Here is a 23,333-nt window from a genome sequence, read left to right on the forward strand (position 1 = left end):
TTTCCAAATCCCAGCAACATCAATGTTGCACAGAATCGCCATATCCGCAGGTAGACTCAATGAAAGTGTTGCAACAGCGCTCGCGGTTAACGCAATGACGACAACCCGATCATTGCAATGTAATGAAACTGAACGCTATGGTGAAAGCCGTCGGGAACATCGGGCAACGCCCACGGAGCACCCCACCGGGGCACGAAGGAGCTCACCATGCCGGGAGGCAGACTCACCCAGCAGGAACGCCAGCAGATCGCACTGGGACTGGCCGACAGCCTTCCCTACGCCGAGATCGCCCGACGCCTCGACCGCCCCACCTCCACCGTCACGCGTGAAGTGATGCGCAACGGCGGCCCCACCGCCTACCGCGCCGACCTGGCCCACCGCGCCACCGAACGCCGCACCCACCGGCGCAGGCAGACCACACCTCCGGGACCACAAGCACTCCCGCAACCCCACGGACACGACGCCCAGGCCGTCCGCGACTACCAGGAAACCCTCACCACCGTCTTCATGACCTCCGGCCTGCCCAAAATGATGGCCCGGGTGCTCGGCTGCCTCTACACCACCGACACCGGCAGCCTCACCGCCTCAGAACTCGCCCAGCGCCTCCACGTCAGCCCCGCCTCCATCTCCAAAGCGATCACCTTCCTCGAAGGCCTGGACCTCGTCCGCCGCGAACCCGACGAACGCCGCCGCGAGCGCTACGTCGTCGACGACGACCTCTGGTATCAATCGATGATCCGCAGCGCCCGATCCAACGACCAGGTCGTCGAGGCCGCCCGCCAAGGCGTCACCATCCTCGGCCCCGGCACCCCCGCCGCCACCCGCCTGGAAAACGTCGCCCGGTTCCTCGACTTCGTCAGCGAAAGCATCATCCGCGCCGCCGAACAAGGCCGCGAGGTCCTCTTCACCAGAACCGAACCCACCTCGAACGGCACCACCGAACCGAGTCCAGATCACGGACGGGCAGCCGTCCCGACGGCGGCCGAGGACCCGATCAGCTGAGTGGCGGCCCGACGTCCCTCACGGGCCATTAGGAGAACTTGCCATGTCGCTGCTTGGCGCATGCCGTACGAGACCTCGATATTGAGCGGGTGTGGCGTGGCGTCGGCCTGGTGACCTGCCTGGTGGCCGCGTTTCTCGCAGGTTGCGGGATCGGCGGCGGCCCCCTGGTCATCGGCGTGCGCCAAGGACAGCCAGGGCTGGTCACCCGCCTCCCCGACGGCAGGTACGCTGGCTTCGACATCGCCGTCGCGACGTACGTCGCCCGCGAACTCGGCTACCGGGACGACCAGATCACCTACACGTACGACCCCACCCAGGCGGACATCGTCATCGGCCCGGACGGCCCCGGCCCCGTGGCGGGCCCCTATCTCGTGACGAGCACCGACATCCTCGTCCGTGCCGGCGACCTGTCGATCAACGGTGTCCGCGACCTCAGCCGCAAGCGCGTATGCGCCACCAAGGCCTCGGCGAAGCCGCTCGTGGCCCGTTTCGGCACGAAGTGGCGGGACGTCTTCCTCGCGCAGGCCAACGTCCCCGCCGCCTGCGCGCCTCTGCTCGCCGACGGCAGGACCGACGCCATCGTTGCCGACGCCCCCGTCCTCGCCGGTCTGGAGGCGCAGTACCCGAGTCGCTTCCGGTTCAGCGGAAGGCCGCTGACTCCCCAGACGTACGGCATCGCCACCGGGTCCGTCGCCCTCAGCGACCAGGTCGACGACGCCTTGCGGCACATGTTCGACGACGGCACCTGGAAACAGGCGGTCATCGACTATCTCGGCGTTCTGGCCACTCGATACACCACTCCCCCTGCCCTTGAATCTCCCTCCGCTCCCGAAAAGGGATAACCGGCCTCACGTGGAGCCGGTTTCCGGCAGGATGCGGTCATGCCCCCCGAGCCCCAGGCGCCCTATGCTCCCTGGCCGTCACCGATCTCCACGTCCGACGTCGCCCGCTCCGGCCTGGGTCTCGGTTTCCCCACGGTCCTGGGCGAGGAGGTCTGGTGGGAGGAGAACAGGCCCGCTGAGGGCGGCAGGCGCACGGTCGTGCACCGAGCCGCCGACGGAACACGCCGCGAGTTGCTCGCGGCGCCGTGGGACGCGCGCACCCGCGTCCACGAGTACGGCGGGCGGTCATACGCCGTCGTGCCGGGTCGCGGCATCGTCTTCACCCATCACGCGGACCAGCGGCTCTACCTCGCGGAGGAGGGCGCGGAGCCCCGGCCGTTGACCCCGGAACCCGATCTGCCCACCGGTCTGCGCTACGCCGACCTGCTGGTCCGCGACTTCCCCCACGGGACCGAGGTGTGGTGCGTTCAGGAGCGTCATCATCCGGACGCCAAGGTCAGCCGCTCGATCGTCTCCATCGCGCTGCCACCGGCCGCGCAGCCGGGCGCGGAGCCGGACGGGCGGCTCGCGGAGGTCGTCGAGCGGGCGAGCGGCAGTGACTTCTACGCCTCCCCCACGATCTCCCCCGACGGGGAGCACGTCGCCTACATCTGCTGGAACCACCCGCGCATGCCGTGGGCCGGCACGGAACTGCGCATCACCAGCGTCGCCGACGGCAGGTCGTGGACCATCAAGGGCGGCGTCACCGAGTCGGTCCTGGCGCCGCGGTGGCGGGACGACCGCCACCTCTACCTCGTCTCCGACTGGTCCGGCTGGTGGAACCTCTACGAGATCGGCATCTTCGGCACCTCGCCGCTGGCCCTGTTCCCCGCCGAGGAGGAGTTCGCCGGGCCGTTGTGGCAACTCGGCGGCCTGCCGTACCTCGTGCTGGACGACGGGCGGCTCGCTGTCGTGCACGGGCGGGGTGACCTCCGCCTGGGCATCCTCGACCCCGACACCGGTGTCCTCACCGACGTCGACGTGCCGTACCAGGGGTGGATGCCCGCGTTCAGTGCCGACGGCACGATTCTCGCGGGCATCGCGTACGGCCCGGACACCCCCCGCTCGGTCGTCCGCGTCGACATGGTGACCGGCAGGGTCGAGGGGCTGCGCCGCGACATCCCCGAACTGCCCGACGTCGCCTTCCTGCCCAGCCCGCAGGCCATCGAGATCGAGGGCGGCCTCGGTCGTCGCGTCCACGCCTACCTCTATCCGCCTGCCAACCCGGACCACACCGCCGAGGGGCCCTCGCCGTACGTCGTCTTCGTGCACGGCGGGCCGACCGCGCACGCGACCACCGCGCTGAGCCTGGACAAGGCGTTCTTCACCAGCCGCGGCATCGGCGTGCTCGACGTCAACTACGGCGGCTCCACCGGGTACGGCAGGGCCTACCGCGAGCGCCTGCGCGGCCAGTGGGGCATCGCCGACGTCGAGGACACCGTCGCGGCGGCCAAGTGGCTCGCGGCGGAGGGGCTGGCCGATCCCACGCGGATCGCCATCCGCGGAGAGAGCGCCGGAGGCTGGACGGTCATGGCGGCCTGCTGCGCCTCCGGGGTCTTCGCGGGAGGGGTATCCGTCGCGGGCGTCAGCGCCCTCGGCCCGTTCGTGGCCGCGACGCACGACTTCGAGTCCCGTTACGTGGAGTGGCTGGTCGGCCCGGAGTCCCTGTACGGCTCCCGCGAGCCGTTGTCCCGCGCCGACGAGGTCACCTGCCCGATGCTTCTCATGCAGGGGCTCGCCGACCCGGTCGTGCCGTCGTCCCAGTCGGAGGCGTTCGCCGATCGGCTGACGGCCCGCGACATCCCCTGCACCTATCTCACCTTCGAAGGCGAGGCCCACGGGTTCCGCCGGCTGGAGACCAGGACCGCCGCCCTGGCCGCCGAACTGTCGTTCTACCTGCAGATCTTCCAGAAGAGCGGCTGACACCCGGCCGAGCGGCGGGCCCCGGCCGGACATTCACGGTTCGGCACGTCAGGGGTTCGGCAGGTCGAGAGTTCACAATGTCAGGGGTCCGGCAGGTCGGGGGTCCAGAGCCTCAGGGATTCTCAGAGCTTCGGGGAGCTTCAGCGGGCGAACTCGGTCGCACGGGACTCGCGGACCACGGTGATCCGGATCTGACCGGGGTACGTCAGCTCCTCCTCGACCTGCTTGGCCACGTCCCTGGCGATGACCTGGGCCTGGATGTCGTCCACGGAGTCGGGGCGGACCATCACCCGGATCTCCCGCCCGGCCTGCATGGCGAACACCTTGTCCACACCCTCGTAGGACTGGGCGATCTCCTCCAGTCGCTCCAGCCGCTTCACATACGCCTCCAGCGACTCCCGCCGGGCGCCGGGACGGCTCCCGCTGATCGCGTCGGCGGCCTGGGTGAGGACCGCCTCGACCGTGCGGACCTCCACCTCGTTGTGATGCGCCTCGATCGCGTGGACGACGTCCTCGTGCTCGCCGTACCGTCGGGCGATCTCAGCGCCGATCAGCGCGTGGCTGCCCTCGACCTCGTGGGTGAGCGCCTTGCCGATGTCGTGGAGCAGCGCGCCCCGCTTCACCAGTTCGCGGTCGAGCCCCAGCTCGGATGCCATGATCCCGGCGAGGTGCGCCGACTCGATCAGATGCTTCAGCACGTTCTGCCCGTAGGAGGTGCGGTAACGGAGCTGGCCGAGCAGGGTGATCAACTCCGGGTGCATCTCGGTGATGCCGAGCTCGACCAGGGCGTCCTCGCCGGCCCGGACGCACAGCTCCCGGACCTCCTCGCGGCTGCGCTCGTAAGCCTCCTCGATCCGCTGCGGGTGGATGCGGCCGTCGAGGACGAGCCGCTCCAGCGTCAGCCGGGCGGTCTCCCGCCGCACCGGGTCGAAGCAGGACAGGAGCACGGCCTCGGGGGTGTCGTCGATGATGAGGTTGACGCCCGTCGTGGACTCGAAGGCCCGGATGTTGCGGCCTTCCCGCCCGATGATGCGGCCCTTCATCTCGTCACCCGGCAGGTGGAGCACGCTGACCACCGACTCGGCGGTCTGCTCCGTGGCGACCCGCTGGACCGCCAGGGTCACGATCTTGCAGGCGCGCTTCTCGCCCTCCTTGCGGGCCTCGCCCTCGATCTCCCTGATGATGAGCGCGGCCTCGCGCTTGGCCTGGTTCTCGATCTCCTTGACCAGCTCTGACTTGGCCTGCTCCGCGGTGAGCCCGGCGACGCGCTCCAGGATCTGACGGCGCTTGTCCGCGACCCGGTCGAGCTCCTCGCGACGGTCGGCCAGCTCGGTCTCCGTCTCGGCCAGCTTGCGCGCCCGGTCGGCCTGGCGTCGGGCCTCCTCGTCGAGTCGCTGCTCGCGCTCGCCGAGCCGGTTCTCGCGGCGTTCGAGGTCGGAACGGAGCTCCTTCAGCTCGTCCTTGCGGAGGCGGGTCTCCTCCTCGACCTCCTTGCGGGTCAGCAAAGCGCCCTCGGCCAGGGACTCCGATCGCTTGAGGCTCTCCCCCGCGTCCTTCTCGGCCTTCGCGCGGATCTCCTCCGCCTCCTGCCGCGCCCGCTCCAGCTCCTCGTTCACCTCGGCCCTGGCCTCGGCGATCTGCTCGGGAGAGGGGCCTGACAGCTTGACAGAGGCGGCCGTCCGCCGGATGACGACGAGGAGCGCGGCTATCGCCACCAGAGCCAGCAGGACCACCGCAACCGCCAGAACGATCACGATCGTGTTCATGCTCGCTCACCCCTCTCGCCTCACGACTTCCCGGCAAGCGAGGGGTCACACGCGCAGCACAGCACCACCCGGTGGCGTCACCAGGACAAATATCGTCACGATATCCGGGCGGCCGGCAGGCTACCCGATATGACCCGAAGGCCCGTCTAACTCTCTTGTCCGTCGTTCACCGTTATGGCAATCCGCGCTGTGCGGAGTAACTCCTCACTGCGGTCGAGATTAAGCGTCAGAGAGGTAACGAGCAAGCAAAGACGGTCTGTCAAGTCACTTTGGTCCGGCGTTCTTGGTCAACCGAATTCCTCGGGAAGGTCGTCCGTCTCCATGCCTTCCGCCTCCAAAGCCTCCCGGACCACGCGAAACGCCAGGCCCGGGGAGTAGCCCTTGCGGGCGAGCATCCCGGCCAGCCTGCGAGTGCGGGTTTTCGGATCCGCTCCGCGCGTGGCCGCCAGCTTGCGTGCCACCAGCGCGCGAGCCGTCTCGAGCTCCTGCTCCGGATCGAGTCGATCGACCGCCTCCTTGACGGTCTCCTCCTCCACGCCCCGGTGGCGCAGCTCCTGGGCGAGCGCCCGGCGGGCCAGCCCTCGCCCGATGTGCCGGGAGCTGACCCACGCCGCGGCGAACGCCTCATCGTCGATGAGCCCCACCTCGGAGAACCGCTCGAGCACGGCCTGTGCCGCCGCTTCGGGCACCTCGCGCTTGCGCAGCGCCTCGGCCAGCTGAGCCCTCGTCTTGGGCGCCATGGTCAGCAGGCGCAGGCAGATCGCCCTGGCCACCGCTTCGGGGTCGGCATCGGGCCCCTGGCTCGCCGGAGAGCCCTCCTGCGGGCCGTCGGGCGACCATCCCCGCCCCCGCCCGCCCTGCCTCCTGTCACGGCGCTCACGGCGAGAACCGCCGCCACGCCGTCCCGAGCCGCGCGCGAATCCGCCGCCACCGGTCCCGAAGACGCCGTCGTCATCGTCGCCGGCGTGGCCGGCACCACCGCCGGCGCGATCGGGCCGGGCGGTCTCACCTTGCCGGATCCGCTCGCGCAGACCGTCGAGTGTCGCAGCGGGCTCACGCGGGCGGTCTTCGCCGGAGGAGCCGTCAGAGCCGTCCCACGGACCGGAGTTCCAGTCCCCCGGCCTGATCTCGTCGGCCGGACCGGGGGTGTCGTCACGCTTCATGGCGAAGCTCAGACATCACCAGGCTTGGGCGCGGCGGACTTGGCGCCCCGGCCGGCCGGCGGCGCGGCGGCGGCGGCGGGGGCCGCGGCGGCCACGGGCTCGCCGGGCGTGTCCAGGCGCGGCCCGATCCCGAGCTTCTCCTTGATCTTCTTCTCGATCTCGTTGGCGATGTCGGGGTTGTTCTTCAGGAAGTTACGGGCGTTCTCCTTGCCCTGCCCGAGCTGGTCGCCCTCGTAGGTGTACCAGGCGCCCGCCTTGCGCACGAACCCGTGCTCGACCCCCATGTCGATGAGGCCGCCCTCGCGCGAGATGCCGAAGCCGTACAGGATGTCGAAGTCGGCCTGGCGGAAGGGCGGGGCCATCTTGTTCTTGACGACCTTGACCCGGGTCCGGTTGCCGACGGGCTCGGTGCCGTCCTTGAGCGTCTCGATCCGCCGCACGTCCAGCCGGACCGAGGCGTAGAACTTCAGCGCCTTGCCACCCGTGGTGGTCTCGGGCGACCCGAACATGACGCCGATCTTCTCGCGCAGCTGGTTGATGAAGATGGCGGTCGTCCGGGTCTGGTTGAGGGCGCCCGCGATCTTCCGGAGGGCCTGCGACATCAGGCGGGCCTGAAGGCCGACGTGGCTGTCGCCCATCTCGCCCTCGATCTCGGCCTTGGGCACCAGCGCCGCCACCGAGTCGATCACGATGATGTCGACCGCGCCCGACCGGATCAGCATGTCGGCGATCTCGAGCGCCTGCTCACCGGTGTCGGGCTGCGAGACGAGCAGCGCGTCGACGTCGACGCCGAGCTTCTTGGCGTACTCCGGGTCGAGGGCGTGCTCCGCGTCGATGAACGCGGCGATGCCGCCGCCCTTCTGGGCGTTCGCCACGGCGTGCAGCGAGACCGTGGTCTTACCGCTGCTCTCCGGGCCGTACACCTCCACGATGCGGCCGCGGGGGTAGCCGCCGATGCCGAGGGCGACGTCGAGGGCGATCGCCCCGGTCGGGATCACCTCGACTGGGGCGCGCGCGTCGTCGCCGAGGCGCATGACGGAGCCCTTGCCGAACTGCCGCTCGATTTGCGCGAGGGCGGTCTCAAGGGCCTTCTCGCGGTCGTTGATTGCCATTGGGTGCCCCCTGGAAGGGTCGTCGTCTTGCTCGGTCACCGGAAAGCTACGGGGTGCCGCCGACATTTTCCCGGGCTTTCGCGTCACGCTTCGGGAAGAGGTCTCGGGCCGGCGCACCCCGGCGGCGACTTCAATATAGCCGAACGACTGTTCGATCACACCCGGAACGCGCCGTCCTCCACCGTGGTCTCACCGCAGGACCTCCGCCAGCTTGACCCGCGCCCCGGTGCGGACGACGGCCCTGTTGTAGACACGGGCACCCGCCAGCAGCACCGCGACCGTCGCGACCACCATGAGCGCGGCCGACAACACGATCTCCGCGATCGGCACGTCGGCGGCCGCCGTGCGGACCGGCATCACCATCGAGGAGAACGGCGGAACCAGCGACAGAACCCGGGCGAGCGTCCCCTCAGGCTCGACGGCCGCGAAGTAGGCCACCAGGTAGGTGATCGTCATCGTCATCGTCATCGGCGTCAGCACGCTGTTGACCTCCTCCTGGCGGGACACCAGCGATCCGAAGGCCGCGGCGAGCACCGAGAAGAACGCGTAGCCGAGCACGAACCACACCACCGTGCTGATCACGATGCCGGCCATGCCAGGGGGGAAGTCGCCGGCGAGCCCCGTCGCGGTGGCGGCGATCAGGCCGCCTCCGATGACGACCGCCAGGTTGACCAGCCCCAGCAGCCCGAGACCGACGATCTTCCCGCCGAGCAACTGCCAGGGCCGTACGGCGGCCAGCAGGATCTCCACGATCCGGCTGCCCTTCTCCTCGACGACTCCCATCGCGACGTACATGGCCGAGTAGATGAGCAGGAAGAACAGCACCATCACCAGGAGCGTCGCGATGCCGGTGCGCACGCTCTGGTACTGCGCCGTCGCCCCGGTCTCCACGCTCAGCGGAGTGATCACCAGGCCGGAGGCCTTGATCTTCCCCTCGCGGTGCGCGCTCTCGAGGAGCAGCCCGAGGCGCTGGTCGAGCTCGCCCTTGCTGACGACCCTTTGGTCGTCGATGAGGGCCGCGTCCACGTCTCCGTCGGTGACGGCCTTGCGCGCCCCCGCCTCGTCGGCGTACTTCGTGTACGTGACGTCCGCGGCGGCCACGGGGACGGCGCCGACGACCGCGACCTCGTAGGCGTCCTGACCGGACAGGAGCTTCGGCACGAAGGCCAGGGCGACCACGAGCAGCCCGCTGAGCGCGAGGCTGATGAGGAAACCCTTCGTTCTGATGCGCGTGCGGATCTCGCGACCCGCGACCAGCCACAATCCGTTCATGCGACGGCCTCCCTGAAGATCTCGGCGAGTGTGGGCCGCTGCCGGCCGAAGTGTTCGACCTCTCCCGCGTTCACGGCCGAGCGGAGGATTTCCTGATCGTCGCCGCTCTCGATGAGCAGCACCTGCCGGTCGCCGTCGGTCGTGACCTCGCCGGTGAGGCCGTCGGCCCATCCCGGGGACGCGCCGCGGACGACGACCTTGAGAAGGGTGCGCCCCTCGGTGTCCCGCAACTCGTCGACGGGGCCCGATGCGACCATGCGGCCACCCGAGATGATGCCGACGGAGTCGCAGAGCTGTTCGACGAGCTCGAGCTGGTGACTGGAGAAGACCACCGGCACTCCCGAGGAGCACCGGTCCTTGAGCACGTCGGCCAGCGCGTCGACCGCGATCGGGTCGAGGCCGGAGAACGGCTCGTCGAGCACCAGGACCGAGGGGCTGTGGACCAGCGCCACCGCGAGCTGCACCCGCTGCTGGTTGCCCAGCGACAGCGTCTCCACCGCGTCGTCGCGCCGCCCGCTGATGCCGAGCCGTTCGATCAGCTCGCCCGCGGCGTCGCGGGCCGCGGCCCGGCCCAGCCCGTGGAGCCTGCCGAAGTACTCGACCTGTTCGGCGACCTTCATCTTCTGGTACAGCCCGCGCTCTTCCGGCATGTAGCCGAACCGGCGGCGGGAGTCGTACGTCAGGGGCTTCCCATCCAGGCGCACCTCGCCGGAGTCCGCGTCGAGCACGCCCATGACGATCCGCATCGTGGTCGTCTTCCCGGCGCCGTTGGCCCCGACGAAGCCGAACATCTCGCCCGGCCGTACGGCGAAGCCGACGCCGTCGAGAGCGACCTTGTCGCCGAAGCGTTTACGCAGATCCTGAACCTCAAGCATGGGGGATTCCTTCGGTGATCCGTCGGAGCACATCGGTGTAGGCGTTGAACGCCGCGCGCCCGCGCTCGGTCAGCGACAGCCACGTGCGGCCCCGCTTCCCGACGAAGGTCTTCTCGACGCGGACGTATCCGGCCTCTTCCAAAGTGAGGATGTGTTTGGACAGCAGGGAGTCGCTGACTTCGATCGTGTCGCGCAGGAACCGGAAGTCGGCCTTCTCGGACACCGCCAGCGCCGCCATGATCGACAGCCTTACCGGCGCATGGATGATCTCGTCCAGTTCGTGGCGAGGGTGTGCGGTCATCGCTTTTCGCTGATCCGCCAGGCGGCGTACACCAGGGGGGACCCGGCGAAGACGGAGACCGCGACGAGCGCGGCGATCCAGCCGGGACCGCGGTCGTCGGGGAGGATGACCTCGACGAAGACGAACACCAGGAGGGTGGTCAGGACGTATGCCACGGTCACCCGCCCGTTGATCCACATCACATAGCGGTCGCGGACGCGCATCCGCGACCAATAGACGCAGGACGCGATCGTCAGCACGATCCACCCCGCACCCGCCAGACCCGCGACCACACCGCGGCCGAGGGAAACGGCGGGCCAGTAGACCATGGTGCACAGGCCCATGATCAGGAACAGCCGACCGGCCCCCTGGGCGGATCTCCGCACGTGCCGATCCACCCGGTCGATCTCCCGGAGCGCCTGGACGGGTGAGAGCCGTTCCTCCGCGTTCATGAGCTGCCTCCCCGCTCAACCTGTCAACAAGGTAACAAGTGCTCAACCGCCATTCAAGTGGTGGAGCATGCGGAAAGCGCGGTTTCCCGAAGGGATTCGGTCAGCGGAGCCTGGGGTCGACGTCCACGACCTGGCAGACGGCCAGCCATACCTGCTTGGCGGCCACGCCGTCGGCGAGTGCCTGCTCGACGGTCCGCCCGCCCAGGCCGGAGATGACGTAGTCCTTCGCCCACGACTGCGCGTACACCTCGCCGAAGTGGCGGTGCATGCGGTTCCAGAACTCCGTGAGGCGCATGGGTCCCAGTATGGCCCCGCCCCGGAGGCGCCCCGGCCCAGAGCCGGTGGCCCCCCGGACGGACGAGGTCACATCACGCGGGAGCCGTACATCTCTCCGAGCGGGTCGGCGAGCAACTCCAGCCGCGCGCCGTCGGGGTCGCGGAAGTAGACCGACGCGTCGCTCTCCACCTGGTACGGCACACCGGCCGCGTCGAGCTTGCCGCGCAGCCGCTCCCACGTGGGCCGCTCCACCGAGATGGCGATGTGGTGGAGCCCGCCGAGGACCTCCTGGTACGGCCCCAGGTCGAGCCCGGGCAGATCGAAGAACGCCAGGAGGTTGCCGTTGCCGATGTCGAAGAAGAAGTGGTTGGAGCCCTTGTAGTCACGGTTCTCGAAGATCTCCGTGAGGGGGAACTCCAGCAGCTCGTGGTAGAAGCGGATCGTGCGCTCGACGTCGGATGAGATCAGCGCGAAGTGGTGCAGGCCCCTCGCGCTGCTGGCGGGACGGTTCTCGCTGATGTAGCGCTCACGGATGCTCACGCGCTCCGCTTCGATCGCCGCGTAGTCGATTTCCATAGATAGATGATGATTCAACCAAGCACAGGTATACAGACGCGGGGGGTAGTAAATTGCGGTGAACCTGCCGGTAGATCACCCCGCTGACCGGCGAGGGAGGAATCCGGCACGGCGCGTTCTGTCGGAGGCCGGATGCATGATGGGCGGGTGAGCGCGCTCGACGACTTCAGCCCGGTGACCCGACAGTGGTTCGCCGGAGCGTTCGCGGCGCCGACGCCCGCGCAGGAGGACGCCTGGGCGTCCATCGCGCGCGGCGACAACACGCTGGTGGTCGCGCCGACCGGGTCAGGCAAGACGCTTGCTGCGTTCCTGTGGGCGATCGACCGGCTCGCGGTCGAGCACGCGGCGGCTCCGAAGACGGCCGGGGAACCGCCGCGGAAGGGCCGCGGGAAGGCCGCGGAGCCTCCACGCTCGTGCCGGGTCCTGTACGTGTCGCCGCTCAAGGCGCTCGCCGTCGACGTGGAGCGGAACCTCCGGGCCCCGCTGGCCGGCATCAAGCAGACCGCCCGGCTCATGGAGCTGCCCGCGCCGGAGATCTCCGTGGCCATCAGGTCGGGCGACACCACGGCCGACGACCGGCGGCGGTTCGCCGCGAGGCCGTCCGACATCCTGATCACCACGCCGGAGTCGTTGTTCCTGATCCTGACCTCGCAGGCCCGGGAGGCGCTGCGCGGCGTCGAGACGGTGATCATCGACGAGGTGCACGCGGTCGCCGCCACGAAGCGCGGCGCCCACCTGGCGTTGAGCCTGGAGCGGCTCGACGCCCTGCTGCCACAGCCCGCCCAGCGGATCGGCCTGTCCGCCACCGTCCGTCCGGTCGGCGAGGTGGCGGCGTTCCTCGGCGGGGCCCGCCCCGCCACGGTGGTGCAGCCGCCCTCGGAGAAGGTCATCGAGGTCGAGGTCGTGGTCCCGGTGGAGGACATGACCGAGCTCGCGCCCACGGCCCCGGGTGCGGAGGGGGAGCCCTCGGAGCACAGGCGCAGCATCTGGCCGCATGTGGAGCAGCACCTGCTCGACCTCATCGAGGCGCACGACTCGACCATCATCTTCGCCAACTCCCGCAGGCTCTCCGAGCGCCTGTGCACGCGGCTCAACGAGCTCGCGTGGGAGCGCAGGTCGGCTCCCGTGGCCCTCGACGGAGCCGAGCCGGCGCCCGCCCGCGGGTCTGGAGCGACACCGGCCGAGGTGATGGCGCAGGCAGGAGCCTCGGCGGGGGTGATCCCGGAGATCGTGCGCGCCCACCACGGATCGGTCTCCAAGGAGGAGCGGTCGCAGATCGAGGAGGCGCTCAAGTCCGGGCGCCTGCCCGCCGTCGTGGCCACGTCCAGTCTGGAGCTGGGCATCGACATGGGCGCGGTCGACCTGGTCGCCTGCGTCGAGGCCCCGCCGAGCGTGGCGAGCGGGCTCCAGCGGATCGGCCGGGCCGGGCACCAGGTCGGCGCGGTGTCCCGTGGCGTGATCTTCCCCAAGTATCGCGGCGACCTCGTCCAGACGGCCGTCGTCGCCGAGCGGATGAAGAGCGGGCAGATCGAGGAGCTTCGTTATCCGCGCAACCCCCTCGACGTGCTCGCCCAGCAGATCGTGGCCATGACGGCGCTCGATGAGTGGACGGTCGACTCGCTGGAGACCGTCGTCAGGAAGGCCGCGCCGTACGCGACGCTGCCGCGCACCGCCCTGGAGGCGACGCTGGACATGCTCGCCGGGCGCTATCCGAGCGAGGAGTTCGCCGAGCTGCGGCCGCGCATCGTCTGGGACCGGGTGACCGGGACGCTGCAGGGCCGCCCCGGCGCGCAACGGCTGGCGGTGACCAACGGCGGCACGATCCCCGACCGCGGCCTGTTCGGCGTCTTCCTCGTCGGCGACAAGGCGTCACGGGTGGGCGAGCTCGACGAGGAGATGGTCTACGAGTCACGCGTGGGCGACGTGTTCGTTCTCGGAGCCACCTCCTGGCGGATCGAGGACATCACCGCCGACCGGGTGCTGGTCTCCCCCGCTCCCGGGCAGCCGGGCAAGCTGCCGTTCTGGCACGGCGACTCCGCCGGCCGGCCGGCCGAGCTGGGCCGCGCCATCGGGGCCTTCCTGCGTGAACTGTCCGGCGCCGGGGCCGACGGAGCCGGCGGCCGGGTGCGTGCGGCCGGGCTCGACGAGTTCGCCGGCGGCAACCTGCTGTCCTACCTCGCGGAGCAGCGGGAGGCGACCGGCTACGTGCCCGACGACCGCACCCTCCTGGTGGAGCGGTTCCACGACGAGCTCGGCGACTGGCGGGTGGTGATCCACTCGCCGTACGGCGCGCGCGTGCACGCCCCGTGGGCCCTGGCCGTCGGGCGGCGGCTGCGCGAGCGGTACGGCGTGGACGTGCAGGCCGTCCACTCCGATGACGGCATCGTCCTGCGCATCCCCGACACCCTCGACGAGGCGCCGTCCGACCTGGCCGCCTTCGATCCGGAGGAGATCGAGCAGATCGTGACCGAGGAGCTGGGCGGATCGGCGCTGTTCGCCGCCCGGTTCCGCGAGTGCGCCGGGCGGTCCCTGTTGCTCCCGCGCCGCAGCCCCGGCAGGCGTACCCCGCTGTGGCAGCAACGCCAGCGCGCGGCGCACCTGCTGGGTGTGGCCAGCCAGTACGCCACGTTCCCCGTCGTCCTCGAGACGATGCGCGAGTGCCTCCAGGACGTCTTCGACGTGCCGGGGCTCGTCCAGCTGATGCGGGACGTCTCCGCCCGCCGCGTCAGGATCGTCGAGGTGGAGACCTCCCAGGCCTCCCCGTTCGCGGCGTCGCTGCTGTTCAACTACATCGGCGCCTTCATGTACGAGGGCGACGCCCCGCTGGCCGAGCGGCGGGCGCAGGCGCTCGCTCTCGACACGGCGCTGCTGGCCGAGCTGCTCGGCCAGGCCGACCTGCGCGAGTTGCTCGACGCGGACGTGATCGCCGAGGCCGAGCGCGAGCTGGCCCGGCTGGACAGGCCGCTCCGCGACGCCGAGGATCTGGCCGACCTGCTGCGCTCGCACGGCCCGCTGCTGGCCGAGGACGTGGCGATCCGCGAGGGCGATCCGGCCTGGCTGGCAGGCCTCGAGAAGGCGCGCAGGGCGATCCGCGTCCGGGTCGCGGGTCACGAGCAGTGGGCGGCCGTGGAGGACGCGTGGCGACTCCGCGACGCCCTGGGCGTGCCGCTCCCGGTCGGCGTGCCCCACGAGTTCCTGGAGGCTCCCGCCACGGCAGGGCAGGGAAGGTCCGGCCCCGCGCCCGATCCGCTGGGCGACCTCGTCTCCCGCCACGCGCGCACGCGCGGCCCGTTCGCGTCCGGTACGGCCGCCGCGCGCTTCGGCGTGGGCGTCGCCGTCGTCGACGACACGCTTCGCCGGCTGGCCGCGGCGGGGCGGGTGGTCTCCGGCGAGTTCCAGCCCGGCGGGCGCGGCGAGGAGTGGTGCGACGCCGGCGTGCTGCGGTTGCTCCGCCGCAGATCGCTCGCGCGGCTTCGCAAGGAGGTCGAGCCCGTCCCGCCCGAGGCCCTGGCCGCGTTCCTGCCCGCCTGGCATGGCATCGCCCCGGCCCGAGCGTCGACCGCAGACCTCCCCCAGGGCCGGGGATGGAGTGAGACCACGGACAGAGCCCCTTCCCGACCGGGTCCGGGCCGCTCGATGGACGCGCTGGTCAGCGCCATCGAACGGCTCCAGGGTGCGGCGGTCCCCGCCTCGGCGCTCGAGACGCTGATCCTGCCGGGCCGGGTGCCCGGCTATTCCCCCGCGCTTCTCGACGAGCTGACGGCCTCCGGCGAGGTCGTCTGGGCCGGGCAGGGATCCCTGCCCGGCGGGGACGGCTGGGTGGCGCTCTACTTCGCCGACACCGCTCCCCTGTTGATCCCGGCGCCCGGCGAGATCACCATGACGCCCCTGCACGAGCAGGTGCTGGAGATCCTCAGCGGTGGCGGTGCGCTGTTCTTCCGCGAACTGTCCAACCGGGTGGCCTCGGCGGGGATCGTCTCAGCGCGCGACACGCGCCCAGGTGACAGGCCAGGTGACGAACGAGGCGACGGACCGGGGATCGTCTCGGCGCGCGACACGCGCCAAGGTGACGGCCCTGGTGACGGGCCGGGGATCGGCGCGAGCCCGGACAGGTCCGGGACGCGTGGCGGGCCGGTCATGGGAGCCGTGCCGGACGACACGGTGCTGGCCGCCGCCTTGTGGGATCTCGTCTGGTCGGGCCGGGTCACGGGAGACACCCTCGCCCCGCTGCGGTCCACTCTCGGCACCGGGCGGCCCGCGCACCGGCCGGCGACGAGCCGACGGCGCAGGGCCGTGCTGCCCACCAGGAGCGGACCACCGACGGTGAGCGGCCGGTGGTGGTTGCTGCCGTCCGCCGTGGAGAACGGCACCCAGCGCGCGCAGGCCCAGGCGGAGGTGCTGCTCGAACGGCACGGCGTGATCACGAGGGGCGGGGTCGCCGCCGAACGGCTTACCGGTGGTTTCTCCTCGGTCTACCAGGTGTTGCGGGCTTACGAGGAGAGTGGCCGCTGCCGCCGCGGCTACTTCGTGGAGGGCCTGGGAGGGGCCCAGTTCGCCCTGCCCGGTGCGGTCGACCGGATGCGAGCCATGTCGTCGAGGAGAGGCGCCCCCTCCGCCGAGGATGACCTGTGGGCGGCCCCGGCGCCTCAGGCACCGCCCCGCACGGTCGTGCTCGCCGCCGCCGACCCGGCCAACCCCTACGGCGCGGCCCTGCCGTGGCCGGCCCGGCCCGGCGAGGTGACCCACAAGCCGGGTCGCAAGGCCGGAGCGCTCGTGGCGCTGGTGGAGGGCCGGCTCGCGCTCTACGTCGAGCGAGGCGGCAAGACCTTGCTCTCCTTCGGGGCCGAGGACGACCTGCAACCGGCGGTGGACGCGCTGGCTCTGGCCGTACGGGAGGGCGCTTTGGGCAAGCTCACCGTCGAGCGGGCCGACGGCGCCGCCATCATCGAATCGCCGCTGGCCGCGGCGCTGGAGACGGCCGGATTCCATCCGACGCCGCGCGGGCTCCGCATCCGGGGCTAGACCCGTCCTTCAGCCGTCGTCCATCCCGCTGTTCCGCGTCCAACGGGGTGGGCGCGAGCCGCGAGTCTCACACCCACCCCGGGGACCGGCGCGAGTGGCCGATGACTCCGGCGTGGCGGCGGTCAGGGAGCCGCCGCGACCAGCGCGCGATGGTGCCCCGGCTCACCCGAAGCTCTCCTCTGGAGACTCCAGCCGAGCCTTGAGCGCCCGCAGGAACAGCGCGGCGTCGCGGCCGTTGATCAGCCGGTGGTCGTAGGCCATGCCGATGTTGACGACGGTCCGGGCGACGACCTCGCCCCCGTCGAGGCGGAGCTCGGCCTGGGGGGACGTCACCGCGAGCGCGCACGCGTGGCCAGGGAAGATCAGCGGGATGGCCAGCGTCACGTCGCCGTCGTGATGCAGGGTGACCGCGATGTTGGCCCCGGTCAGGTCGTCCTCGCGGAAGTCCCCCGTCAGGGCGGCCAGCCGATACTCCATCAGACGGGTCGCGATCTGCTTCACCGAGCGGCGGGCGGCGTCGTGGATGACGGGCACATACAGGCCCTCGCCCGCGTCGATCGTCACGCCGACGTGAGGGGCGTCCGGGAGCAGGGCCGACGCGTCGTCCACGAGGGTGGCGAAGCACAGCGGGAAGTCGGCGTGCAGCCGGGCCACGGCGGACGTCACCAGTTCGGGGAGCCCCACGGGCCGCCTGACCTCACGGGTCAGACGCGCCGCGAGCTCCAGCAGGGGGCCCACGTCGGCCTTCACCACCGTGTACGCGGCCGGGATGGTCGCGTGCGAGACGCGCACGACCTTCGCCACGGCCCGCTGCACCCTCGTGAGCCCGTACGGCAGGCCCGCCACGCCCTGTCTCGGCCCTCCGGGCTCGTCGACGTCCTCCACGGACGCCGACGCGGAACGGGCCGCGAGCCGTTCGACGTCGGCACGCCGGACCACGGCCACTCCGAGGGTGCGCACCACCGCCGGATCGAGGCCGAGCTCGTCGATCAGCGCCTGCGCGGGAGCGGTGATCAGCGGCGCGGCGCCGCCTGATGACGCTTCGACCGCGGGGCCGCCCGAAGACGCGCCGCCCGTGGCCGCACCGGCTGAGGAGGCACTGGCCGTGACGGGGACGTCCGAGGAGGGAGACGGCCCCGGGTGCGGCGGCATGGACAATGGCGTGGGCCGGACCTCACCGGCGGTGAGGTGGGCGAGCACATCCCCGGGAGCGCAGTCGGCGTTCGGCGCGACGACGCGCCAGACGAAGCCGTCCTGCTCGCTCTCCAGTTCCTCGGTCGCCTTCGAGGTCTCCAGGACCACGATCGGGTCTCCGGCCTTGACCTGCTGCCCGTCGTCGACCAGCCATTCGACCAGGACGTACGTGGAGTCGTTGTTGTTGAGCTTGGGCACGCGGATGTCAGTCACGCAGGGCCTCCAGCACCGCGTCGTGGATCGTGGAGTCCTGCACGAGGACGGCGCGCTCGAGATGCGCGGCCGTGGGGATCACGCTGTCGGCCGAGCTGACCAGCGCCACCGGCCGCCGCAGGTCCTTCCACATCAGCCGGTGGATCTGGTGGGCCACCTCGCTTCCCCAGGTGCCGCCCGCGGTGCCCTCCTCTGCCACCAGTACGGCTCTCGCCCCGCGGAGCGCGGGCAGCAGAGGCTCGGCGTCGAACGGGTACAGCCGCGAGGGGACGAGCAGGCAGCAGGTGACCTCCTGCTCCAGCAGGAGGTCACGCATGGCACGGACCGCACGGTCGACCATCCCTCCGGGAGCGATGATGACGCAGTCGGCCGCCTCGGGGTCGTCCAGGAACACGCGGGCCACGTCGGCGCCCCCGCCGCCTCCCGGGACGACGTCGTGCCGGAACAGGTCGCCGACGTCGTTCACGCGCCGCGTGTAGAGGATCTTGTCCTCGAAGAACACGCACGGCCCGCCGGACGCCAGCATGGCGTCGAGCACCGCGCGGTTGTCGTGCAGGGGGGACATCTCGTAGACCGACAGGCCGGGCACGCCCACGAAGTGTTTCTGCAGGCTCTGGCTGTGGGTGGGACCGTACCCCCGCCCGCCGCCCGTCGGGCACCTGACGACCATCCGGATCGGCACGCGGGAGCCGTACATCGTGACGGACTTGGCCGCGAAGTTGACGATCTGGTCGAACGCGAGCGCCACGAAGTCGCCGAACATGATCTCGACGACGGCCGCGTCACCGCACAACGCGAGCCCCGCGGCCAGGCCGGTGATGCCGGACTCGCTGATCGGGGTCCCGAGCACACGGTCGGGGAACCGGCTGGACAGCCCCTTTGTGATCTTGAAAGCGCCGCCGTACGGGTCGAGGATGTCCTCGCCGATCACGTAGGCCGACGGGTCCGACTCCAGCAGCCCGTGAAGGGCGGCGTTGAGGTTCTCCCCCACTCTCATGGGTCCCACCTCGACGGCGGGCGGGCGGAGACCTCGCGCACGATCGCCTCCACGCGGGCGCGCTGGGCCTCGTCGGCGCGGGCGAACCGCTCGGGGTCCGCCTCGCCGTACAGGCGGTACCAGTCCTCGGCCTGCGCGTGCCGTACGGCCTCGGGATCACGGGTGTCGTCGCCCTTGCTGTGCGGGCCGAGGCGGTGCGTGGCGAACTCCGCGACCAGGGGCCTGCCCTCGATCCGCACCTCGGAGACGAGCGGCGCGAGTTCGTCCCTGATCGTGCTCAGATCGGACGACTCGATGCCGTGGTGGCGCACCCCGAACGCCTCGGCGCGGGCGCGGACGGTCCCGGCCATCTGACGGGTGGTGGGAGTCGACTGGGCGATGCCGTTGTTCTCCACGATCACGAGCAGTGGGAGGCGCCAGAGCGAGGCCAGGTTGAGCGCCTCGTAGACCGCGCCCTCGCCCCACGTGCCGTCGCCGATGAAGACGCAGGCCAGCGTGCCCGGCTCGGTGCGCTTGAGATGCAGTGCGACGCCCGCGGCCACCGGGAGGCTCTCCCCCTGGACGCCCGTGGAGACGTAGCGGTCGCGCAGGATGTGCTGGCTGCCGCCTACGCCCGCGCAGACCGCGCCCTCCCGGCCCATGATCTCGGCCAGCAGTCCCGCCGGATCGTCGAACCTCGCCAGATAGTGGCCGTGCCCGCGGTGGTTGCCGAAGACGAAGTCGGCCTCCGTGAGCAGCCGCCGCAACGCGACGGGGACGTACTCCTGCCCCAGGCAGGTGTGCGTGGTGCCGTTGAGCTCACCACGCCCGAACAGGTCGAGCAGCGCCAGTTCGAAGTGCCGGATCAGGAGAAGGCGGGCGAGGTCGTCGTCATCGGCCCGCGGAGCGTGGAGGAGAGTCGCACCCGTCTCCGTCACCGGCGGCTGCCCGACGCGTCAGGCAGGCCGGGCTCACGCCCGGCGGCGATGGACTCCAGGACGCCGGCGATCGTCGGGGTGTCGAAGAAGACGTCGAGCGGGACCTCGACGTCCAGGCGCTTGCGCATCCGCGCGATGATCTGGGTGATGGTCAGCGAATGGCCTCCCAGGTCGAAGAGGTCCTCCTCGTCGCCGATCTCGTCGATGCCGAGCACCTCCTGCCAGATGGCCCTGATCTCCTCGGCGAGGCCTTCCTGTTCGGTACGGCCCGCCGCGATGTCCTCAATGACGGTGTCCGGATTTTTCATAATTGAAGAGAGGTCCTTCGCTATGTGAGTGACATCCGGAAGCGTGCGCGAGCTGTACTGCATGATCACGTCGAGGCCGTCGGGCCCGTCGACGGCCTGGAGGTGCAGGGTGCTGCGGACGGCGTGGTTGAAGACGGCCCAGTCCACGGACGTGTCCAGCTCGGCGAACTCGGGCTCCTCCCGGCGCCGGCGGTAGCTGACCGACACGGGCGCCAGTGCCGTACGCGGTCGCAGGCCCCGGACGGCACGGGCCAGCGGCACCTGACGGAACCGGTAGAGGAGCCGCAGGTCGTCATGGAGCCGGCCGGCGAGCCCGGCGACCGTCATGCCGGGCGCGGGCGCCGACCACACGGGAAGCTCGTTGACGAACAGGCCGATGTGGTCGCGCACCTCCGGCGTCCGCGTGGACATGTCGACGGCGCACACCGGTTCGGCGTTGCCGTACGCGAACAGGAGGGCGTGCACGGAGGCGAGGAAGACCTCGAACCGGGAGACGCCCGGCACGTCACGCAACGCGGCCCGGAAGGTGTGGACGCCGCCTTCCGTGGCCTCACGCGATCGCACCGCTCCAGCGGGCCCGCTCGACGAGCCGCGCCTGCCGGACACACCGGACCCTCCGGGCAAGCCGGGCATGTCGGACGTGTCGGACGTGTCGGGCTCGCCGGACGCACTGGACGCGCCGGGCAGCACGGGCAGCACGATCTCGGCCGGCTCCCGCCACCGGCCCCGCCAGTACTCCCCCGCCTCGCCGAGCACGGCGTGGACCCGCTCCCGCTCGGCCGCCGCGTGGTCCGCGTACGACATCGTGAGGCGGGCGAGCGGGCGCCCGTTGTAGAAGGCGGCCAGATCGCGGACCAGCACGTCCTTGGACTCGCCGTCGAAGACCAGATGGTGCGCCACGACCAGCAGCACGTGCCGGGAGGACGACACGCGGGCGAGCGTGAACCGGACGAGCGGCCCCTTCCCGACGTCGAAGGGCCGCAGGGTCTCCGCACGCACCAGCGGGCCGATGTCCTCCGTGGCCGTGACGGTGACCTGGGGACGTTCCGCCGGGACCTCGACCGGGATGCCGTCCTGCTCCTCGATGGCGGTCGCCAGGATGGGATGCCGTCTGACCAGCGTCTCGCACGCCTGGATCAGCGCGCAGGCGTCCAGCGGCCCGTCGAAGGTGATCAGCAACGGCATGTGATAGGCGGAGCCCGCCCGCCCCATCCGCTCGGTGAGCCACATTCCCACCTGGGCGAACGACGCCTGCCTCGGGTCGGCGCTCATGCCCGTGCCCGCAGTGCGCGCTTGTCGACCTTGCCGCCGCGGTTGCGCGGCAGGGAGTCCATCGTGACGATCTCGGAGGGGATCTCGTGCTGCGCCAGCCGGTCGCGGAGGAAGCCCCGGATGTCGGCGTTGGACACCTCGTCCCGCAGGACGACGGCCGCGGCGACGGCCGTGCCGAGGACGGGGTGGGGAAGCCCGTAGGCCGCGGCCTCGACCACCGCGGGATGCTCGTAGAGCGCGTTCTCGACCTTCAGCGTCGAGACCTTGAAAGCGCCGGATTTGACGACGTCGCCGTCCCTGTCGACCAGGTAGAGGTAGCCGTCCTCGTCGAGATAGCCGAGGTCGCCCATGCGGATCCAGCCGCCCCGGAAGACGTCGGTGCTGGCCGCGGGGTCGTTGTAGTACGACCGGGGTGCCGCGGGTGAGCGCATCCACACCTCACCGGTCTCGCCGGGCGGCAGGTCCTCGCCCTCGGGCGAGGCGATGCGGACGTCGCCGCCCGCCGCCGACCTGCCGACGGAACCCGGCCGGTCAGGGTCGAAGAGCATGATCGTTTGTGCGGGCGCCGCCTCGGTCGAGGTGTAGTAGTTGGTGATCGTCGCCTTCGGGAACATCCGGGTCAGCCCGGCCGCGACCGCCGGCGGCAACGGCGCGGCCGCCGAGCCGAGCAGCAGGACACTCGACAGGTCGGGGCCTTCCTGGAGGTTGAGCAACTCCACGGCCATCGCCGGCACGAGGAAGACCGTTCCAGCCCGATGTCTCTCGATGAGCGCGGCGAACCGTCCGGGTGTGAAGCGGGGCAGGGTGACCACGGCGGGGTGCACGGTCAGGGCGTTGACGAGCATCATCTGGCCGGCGTTGGTGCCGATCGGGAACGCGTGGACCAGGTGCCGGGAATGGGCGAACGCCCTGCGTCTCGGCTGGGCACGCGCTCCGAAGGCCAGGTTGGCGTGGGTGGCGGCGACGCCCTTCGCCCTGCCCGTCGTGCCGGACGTGTAGAGGATCTGCGCCATCCCGGCGGGCCTGAGCGGCACATCCGGCGGCGATGCGGAGCCTTCCGGCAGCCCCTCCAGGTCCGTGAGGATCAGGGACGTGGAGCAGTGCGAGGCGATCTGCTCGATCTCCGCGGCGGGCATGCGGTCCGACAGCGGGACCGCCACCGCCCCCGCCTTCAGCACCCCGATGAACGCCACCGCGTAGTCGATCCAGCCGGAACCGGGGAAGAGCAGCCCGACCCGGTCGCCGCCGCGTACGCCGCGCTCCAGCAGGCCGTTGGCGACCGCGTTCGACCGCGCCTGCCATTCTCCGAAGGTCAGCTCTCCGGATCCATGCACGATCATCGCGAGGGTTTCCGGCTCAGAGGCCGCCCGCGCGGTCAGAATGTCGGGAAGGGTCGGCGTTTCGAGCACGCTTCTCAATTGGCTGCCCCCGAATGGTTCGGATGATTACCGGACGACCGACGCGCTTGACCATGCCTTATTGAAAAGGTTGTTTCCAGTTTCCCCAGAGGGCCAGTCTCGCATGGAGCACCAACCCGAGACAAGGGATTCCGCACTCTGCGACGACGCCGCGGCGAGACGTCCGCATTTGACCGGCGGGTCTTGAGACTGCGACGGAGCCGTGCAAGACTTACGGCCATCCACTAATTGCAAACCTTCTTTTCAGTTAGTCGTCGACAGGGTCTTTGGCCTGGCCATTTGGTCTGCATTCATCCGACCACATGGGGGATCATGCCGGAAATGCGTGCCATCTCGGAGATTCCGCTTCCTTATACACAGGAACGGTCCGCTTACCGCACGAACTCATCCCAGGTGACCCCACCCCCACGATCT

At 70.7% G+C, this 23,333-nt stretch carries 18 protein-coding genes; 4 read left to right on the forward strand and 14 right to left on the reverse strand.

Annotation, left to right across the window (positions count from 1 at the left end; translation table 11 throughout):
- The first annotated feature begins 207 nt into the window (after positions 1–207).
- From Pmi06nite_RS32810 to Pmi06nite_RS32820, 3 genes are all read left to right on the forward strand, one after another.
- A complete protein-coding gene (locus Pmi06nite_RS32810; protein ID WP_203957061.1) occupies positions 208–1,002 on the forward strand; it encodes a GbsR/MarR family transcriptional regulator in 795 nt (264 codons plus the stop codon).
- An 89-nt stretch (positions 1,003–1,091) separates the two neighbouring features.
- On the forward strand, positions 1,092–1,844 hold the full coding sequence (locus Pmi06nite_RS32815; RefSeq protein ID WP_203957062.1) for a type 2 periplasmic-binding domain-containing protein: 753 nt from the start codon (positions 1,092–1,094) through the stop codon (positions 1,842–1,844).
- 39 nt (positions 1,845–1,883) lie between these two features.
- Positions 1,884–3,806 (forward strand): S9 family peptidase, encoded by a 1,923-nt coding sequence (locus Pmi06nite_RS32820; RefSeq protein ID WP_203957063.1) that lies wholly within the window; start codon positions 1,884–1,886, stop codon positions 3,804–3,806.
- Positions 3,807–3,946: 140 nt separating this feature from the next.
- Here the strand turns inward: Pmi06nite_RS32820 and rny are convergent, their stop codons facing one another.
- The 9 genes from rny to Pmi06nite_RS32865 all read right to left on the reverse strand — a co-directional run bounded on the left by rny (position 3,947) and on the right by Pmi06nite_RS32865 (position 11,578).
- Positions 3,947–5,572 carry a ribonuclease Y gene (rny, locus tag Pmi06nite_RS32825; RefSeq protein WP_203957064.1) on the reverse strand — a complete coding sequence of 542 codons (1,626 nt, stop codon included), beginning with the start codon at positions 5,570–5,572 and terminating at the stop codon, positions 3,947–3,949.
- 287 nt (positions 5,573–5,859) lie between these two features.
- Positions 5,860–6,735, reverse strand: a complete 876-nt coding sequence (gene recX / locus Pmi06nite_RS32830; RefSeq protein WP_203957065.1) for a recombination regulator RecX — start codon at positions 6,733–6,735, stop codon at positions 5,860–5,862.
- 8 nt (positions 6,736–6,743) lie between these two features.
- Positions 6,744–7,847: a recombinase RecA gene (gene recA, locus Pmi06nite_RS32835; RefSeq protein WP_203957066.1), complete on the reverse strand. Its 1,104-nt coding sequence runs from the start codon at positions 7,845–7,847 to the stop codon at positions 6,744–6,746.
- Positions 7,848–8,036: 189 nt separating this feature from the next.
- Positions 8,037–9,119 (reverse strand): ABC transporter permease, encoded by a 1,083-nt coding sequence (locus Pmi06nite_RS32840; protein ID WP_203957067.1) that lies wholly within the window; start codon positions 9,117–9,119, stop codon positions 8,037–8,039.
- A complete protein-coding gene (locus Pmi06nite_RS32845) occupies positions 9,116–9,994 on the reverse strand; it encodes an ABC transporter ATP-binding protein (RefSeq protein ID WP_203957068.1) in 879 nt (292 codons plus the stop codon). The genes Pmi06nite_RS32840 and Pmi06nite_RS32845 overlap by 4 nt, the downstream gene beginning before the upstream one ends.
- Positions 9,987–10,295, reverse strand: coding sequence for a winged helix-turn-helix domain-containing protein (locus tag Pmi06nite_RS32850; RefSeq protein ID WP_203957069.1), 309 nt, complete (start codon positions 10,293–10,295; stop codon positions 9,987–9,989). The genes Pmi06nite_RS32845 and Pmi06nite_RS32850 overlap by 8 nt, the downstream gene beginning before the upstream one ends.
- Entirely contained in the window at positions 10,292–10,726 is a 435-nt protein-coding gene (locus Pmi06nite_RS32855) for a hypothetical protein (RefSeq protein ID WP_203957070.1), read from the reverse strand. Before Pmi06nite_RS32855 ends, Pmi06nite_RS32850 begins: the two co-directional genes overlap by 4 nt.
- Before the next feature lie 100 nt (positions 10,727–10,826).
- Positions 10,827–11,021 (reverse strand): DUF3046 domain-containing protein, encoded by a 195-nt coding sequence (locus Pmi06nite_RS32860; protein WP_203957071.1) that lies wholly within the window; start codon positions 11,019–11,021, stop codon positions 10,827–10,829.
- 68 nt (positions 11,022–11,089) lie between these two features.
- The gene (locus Pmi06nite_RS32865) at positions 11,090–11,578 is read right to left on the reverse strand and encodes a VOC family protein (RefSeq protein WP_203957072.1); all 489 of its coding nucleotides are present in this window, start codon (positions 11,576–11,578) and stop codon (positions 11,090–11,092) included.
- A gap of 132 nt (positions 11,579–11,710) precedes the next feature.
- Between Pmi06nite_RS32865 and Pmi06nite_RS32870 the strand changes: the two genes are divergently transcribed.
- The gene (locus Pmi06nite_RS32870) at positions 11,711–16,600 is read left to right on the forward strand and encodes an ATP-dependent helicase (RefSeq protein WP_203957073.1); all 4,890 of its coding nucleotides are present in this window, start codon (positions 11,711–11,713) and stop codon (positions 16,598–16,600) included.
- Positions 16,601–16,762: 162 nt separating this feature from the next.
- Here Pmi06nite_RS32870 and Pmi06nite_RS32875 read toward each other — a convergent pair whose 3' ends face one another.
- Genes Pmi06nite_RS32875 through Pmi06nite_RS32895 form a run of 5 tightly spaced genes read right to left on the reverse strand, consistent with a single transcriptional unit; the run spans position 16,763 to position 22,910 of the window.
- On the reverse strand, positions 16,763–18,007 hold the full coding sequence (locus Pmi06nite_RS32875; RefSeq protein WP_203957074.1) for a 2-oxo acid dehydrogenase subunit E2: 1,245 nt from the start codon (positions 18,005–18,007) through the stop codon (positions 16,763–16,765).
- Positions 18,000–19,004, reverse strand: coding sequence for an alpha-ketoacid dehydrogenase subunit beta (locus Pmi06nite_RS32880; protein WP_203957075.1), 1,005 nt, complete (start codon positions 19,002–19,004; stop codon positions 18,000–18,002). The genes Pmi06nite_RS32875 and Pmi06nite_RS32880 overlap by 8 nt, the downstream gene beginning before the upstream one ends.
- Entirely contained in the window at positions 19,001–19,921 is a 921-nt protein-coding gene (locus Pmi06nite_RS32885; RefSeq protein WP_203957076.1) for a thiamine pyrophosphate-dependent dehydrogenase E1 component subunit alpha, read from the reverse strand. The genes Pmi06nite_RS32880 and Pmi06nite_RS32885 overlap by 4 nt, the downstream gene beginning before the upstream one ends.
- Positions 19,918–21,501 carry a condensation domain-containing protein gene (locus Pmi06nite_RS32890; protein WP_203957077.1) on the reverse strand — a complete coding sequence of 528 codons (1,584 nt, stop codon included), beginning with the start codon at positions 21,499–21,501 and terminating at the stop codon, positions 19,918–19,920. Before Pmi06nite_RS32890 ends, Pmi06nite_RS32885 begins: the two co-directional genes overlap by 4 nt.
- Complete coding sequence (locus Pmi06nite_RS32895) at positions 21,498–22,910, reverse strand: class I adenylate-forming enzyme family protein (protein ID WP_239114370.1); 1,413 nt, start codon at positions 22,908–22,910, stop codon at positions 21,498–21,500. Before Pmi06nite_RS32895 ends, Pmi06nite_RS32890 begins: the two co-directional genes overlap by 4 nt.
- Between the last annotated feature and the right edge of the window lie 423 nt (positions 22,911–23,333).

Origin of the sequence: Planotetraspora mira, from assembly GCF_016863275.1 — a bacterium.
Lineage (GTDB): Bacteria > Actinomycetota > Actinomycetes > Streptosporangiales > Streptosporangiaceae > Planotetraspora > Planotetraspora mira.

Coding starts and splice junctions, on each gene's coding strand:
- rny (WP_203957064.1), bottom strand. CDS start 5,572: ATGAACACGATCGTGATCGTTCTGGCGGTTGCGGTGGTCCTGCTGGCT.
- Pmi06nite_RS32870 (WP_203957073.1), top strand. CDS start 11,711: ATGCATGATGGGCGGGTGAGCGCGCTCGACGACTTCAGCCCGGTGACC.
- Pmi06nite_RS32820 (WP_203957063.1), top strand. CDS start 1,884: ATGCCCCCCGAGCCCCAGGCGCCCTATGCTCCCTGGCCGTCACCGATC.
- recA (WP_203957066.1), bottom strand. CDS start 7,847: ATGGCAATCAACGACCGCGAGAAGGCCCTTGAGACCGCCCTCGCGCAA.
- recX (WP_203957065.1), bottom strand. CDS start 6,735: ATGAAGCGTGACGACACCCCCGGTCCGGCCGACGAGATCAGGCCGGGG.
- Pmi06nite_RS32850 (WP_203957069.1), bottom strand. CDS start 10,295: ATGACCGCACACCCTCGCCACGAACTGGACGAGATCATCCATGCGCCG.
- Pmi06nite_RS32890 (WP_203957077.1), bottom strand. CDS start 21,501: ATGAGCGCCGACCCGAGGCAGGCGTCGTTCGCCCAGGTGGGAATGTGG.
- Pmi06nite_RS32840 (WP_203957067.1), bottom strand. CDS start 9,119: ATGAACGGATTGTGGCTGGTCGCGGGTCGCGAGATCCGCACGCGCATC.
- Pmi06nite_RS32860 (WP_203957071.1), bottom strand. CDS start 11,021: ATGCGCCTCACGGAGTTCTGGAACCGCATGCACCGCCACTTCGGCGAG.
- Pmi06nite_RS32880 (WP_203957075.1), bottom strand. CDS start 19,004: ATGAGAGTGGGGGAGAACCTCAACGCCGCCCTTCACGGGCTGCTGGAG.
- Pmi06nite_RS32845 (WP_203957068.1), bottom strand. CDS start 9,994: ATGCTTGAGGTTCAGGATCTGCGTAAACGCTTCGGCGACAAGGTCGCT.
- Pmi06nite_RS32855 (WP_203957070.1), bottom strand. CDS start 10,726: ATGAACGCGGAGGAACGGCTCTCACCCGTCCAGGCGCTCCGGGAGATC.
- Pmi06nite_RS32810 (WP_203957061.1), top strand. CDS start 208: ATGCCGGGAGGCAGACTCACCCAGCAGGAACGCCAGCAGATCGCACTG.
- Pmi06nite_RS32865 (WP_203957072.1), bottom strand. CDS start 11,578: ATGGAAATCGACTACGCGGCGATCGAAGCGGAGCGCGTGAGCATCCGT.